Raw genomic sequence first — 1,072 nt, forward strand, 5'->3', positions numbered from 1 at the left:
GAAGCTGCGGGTGGAGAACGCCACGACCGCCTGGACCAGCGACTACGCGCAGGGCCAGGAGATCAGCATTCCGCTGAAGAACATCGACGGCCGTTATGTCGCCGACGAGCGGACGCTGGACATGCTGGAGGCCGAGGGCCGGGTGGCCTTCCGCTACCTCACCGACGGCCCGACCGCCGACGGGTACGGAAACCCCAACGGTTCGCTCCGCGACATCGCCGGCATCACCAATGAGGCGGGCAATGTCGTCGGCCTGATGCCGCACCCCGAGCACGCCGTCGAGCCGCTCATCGGCACCGGCCGCACCGACGGCCTCGGGTTCTTCACCTCGATCCTGAAGAAGCTGGTCAACGCATGAGCCTCGACACCGTCAAGCACGCAGCCGAGACCCCGGAAACCGACCAGCCCTGGGCCGAACTCGGCCTCAAGCAGGACGAGTACGCGCGGATCCGGGAGATCCTCGGCCGGCGTCCGACCGGCGCCGAGCTGGCCATGTACTCGGTGATGTGGTCCGAGCACTGCTCCTACAAGAGCAGCAAGGTCCACCTGAAGCAGTTCGGCGAGAAGGCCCCCGAGAACGACGCGCTGCTCGTCGGCATCGGGGAGAACGCCGGCGTCGTGGACGTCGGCCAGGGCTATGCGGTCACCTTCAAGGTCGAGTCGCACAACCACCCCTCGTACATCGAGCCCTACCAGGGCGCGGCCACCGGCGTCGGCGGCATCGTCCGCGACATCCTGGCGATGGGCGCCCGGCCGGTCGCCGTGATGGACCCGCTGCGGTTCGGCGCCGCCGACCACCCCGACACCAAGCGCGTCCTGCCGGGCGTGGTCGCGGGCATCGGCGGCTACGGCAACTGCCTGGGCCTGCCCAACATCGGCGGCGAGGTCGTCTTCGACCCCTGCTACCAGGGCAACCCGCTGGTCAACGCCCTCTGCGTGGGCGTGATGAAGCACGAGGACATCCACCTGGCGAAGGCGTCCGGCGCCGGCAACAAGGTCATCCTCTACGGTGCCCGGACCGGCGGCGACGGCATCGGCGGCGTTTCGGTGCTGGCCTCCGAGACCTTCGACG

The 1,072-nt window shown here is 69.1% G+C and carries 2 protein-coding genes; both read left to right on the top strand.

Going from position 1 to position 1,072, the window contains the following annotated elements; genetic code table 11:
* A partial coding sequence (locus AB0I03_RS27105; RefSeq protein ID WP_360417490.1) for a phosphoribosylformylglycinamidine synthase subunit PurQ occupies window positions 1-358 on the top strand: 358 nt, incomplete at its 5' end.
* Window positions 355-1,072, top strand: a 718-nt coding sequence (locus tag AB0I03_RS27110; protein WP_360417492.1) for an AIR synthase related protein, incomplete at its 3' end; no start/stop codon positions are given. The genes AB0I03_RS27105 and AB0I03_RS27110, both read left to right, overlap by 4 nt.

The organism is Glycomyces sp. NPDC021274, from assembly GCF_040641195.1.
GTDB lineage: Bacteria > Actinomycetota > Actinomycetes > Mycobacteriales > Micromonosporaceae > Glycomyces.